This window comes from Senegalia massiliensis (assembly GCF_009911265.1).
Lineage (GTDB): Bacteria > Bacillota > Clostridia > Tissierellales > SIT17 > Anaeromonas > Anaeromonas massiliensis_A.
Genome location: NZ_QXXA01000036.1, coordinates 1 through 1,759, shown reverse-complemented (window position 1 = coordinate 1,759; position 1,759 = coordinate 1). Strand labels below are relative to the sequence as shown.

At 31.6% G+C, this 1,759-nt stretch carries 1 protein-coding gene; it reads right to left on the bottom strand.

Features of this window, described 5'->3' with window-relative positions; translation table 11 throughout:
- The coding region (locus D3Z33_RS16390; protein WP_160198850.1) for a formate--tetrahydrofolate ligase at positions 1 to 1,676 on the bottom strand (1,676 nt) is incomplete at its 3' end.
- Between the last annotated feature and the right edge of the window lie 83 nt (positions 1,677 to 1,759).

The window sequence follows — 1,759 nt, the reverse complement described above, 5'->3', positions numbered from 1 at the left end:
AATAACCCACTAATTTCTCCCTCATCAGAAAGATACATATTATTTGCTGCAGGTGTTTTAGGAAGCCCTGGCATTGTCATTACATTACCTGTAAGTGCAACTAAGAACCCTGCTCCATTAGATACCCTTATTTGTCTAACTGTAATTTTAAATCCTTCTGGTCTACCTTTTAATGTTGGATCATCAGATAATGATAATGGAGTTTTAGCCATACAAATTGGGAGTTTATCATATCCTAATGCTTCTATTTCTTTTATTTGTTTTTCACAACCCTTAGTATATTCTACTCCTTCTGCTCCATATATTTCTGTTGCTATTCTCTTTATTTTCTCTTTAATAGATTCATTTTCATTATATAATGGACTAAAATTAGCTTCTCCTTTTTCTACAACTTCCACTACTTTTTTAGCTAAATCTATTCCACCTTCTCCACCTTTTGCCCATACATCTGATAATACAACTTCTATTCCATCTAATTTACATTTCTCAAATAATAATTCTAATTCTTTTTCTGTATCTGTAGGGAATTTATTTATAGCTACTACTGCTGGTACATTAAATTTCTTTACATTTTCAACATGTTTTTTTAAATTTTCATAACCGTCTTCTAATGCTTTTAGATTTTCTTCGTTTAAATCAGCTTTTTTAACTCCACCATGATTTTTAAGTGCTCTTACTGTTGCTACTACCACTGCACAATCAGGTTGTAAGTTAGCATATCTAGATTTAATATCAAAGAATTTCTCTGCTCCTAAGTCTGCTCCAAATCCTGCCTCTGTAACTGTATAATCTCCTAATTTAAGTGCTAATTTAGTTGCCATTACACTGTTACAACCATGGGCTATATTTGCAAATGGTCCACCATGTATCAATGCAGGTGTGTTTTCTAGAGTTTGAACTAAGTTAGGTTTAATTGCATCTTTTAATAATATTGATAGTGCTCCTGTTGCTTTAAGATCGTCACATGTAACTGCTTTTTTATCATAAGTATATGCTACTATCATTTTACCTAATCTTTCTTTTAGATCTTTTAAACTTGTTGCAAGACATAATATAGCCATTATTTCAGATGCTACTGTAATATCAAAGCCATCTTGTCTTGGAACACCTTGAGTCTTTCCTCCAAGCCCTACAACTATATTTCTAAGAGCTCTATCATTCATATCTAATACTCTTTTCCAAGTTATGTTTCTAGTATCTATATTTAATTCATTACCTTGATGTATATGGTTATCTAATAATGCTGATAATAAATTGTGTGCTGATGTAATTGCATGAATATCACCTGTAAAGTGAAGGTTTATATCTTCCATTGGGATTACTTGAGAGTATCCTCCACCAGCTGCTCCACCTTTTATACCAAAAGAAGGACCTAATGAAGGTTCTCTTAATGCAGTTATAGCTTTTTTACCTATTTTGTTAAGCCCCATAGAAAGTCCTATATTTGTAGTAGTTTTACCTTCTCCTGCCGGAGTTGGATTTATAGCAGTAACTAATACTAATTTCCCATCTGCTTTATCTTCATACCTTTCTAAAACATCTAGGGAAACCTTTGCCTTGTACTTACCATAAAGTTCTAAATCATCTTCATCTAAGCCAACTTTATTAGCTATTTCAAATATTGGCTTTATATTTGCATCTTTTGCAATATCGATATCACTTGGTACTTTACTCATTAAATATCCCAACCTTTCTATTTTGCTATTCAAATCTTATTATATAAAATAATTGTTGAAATGTACAGAATCTTTAATAAATA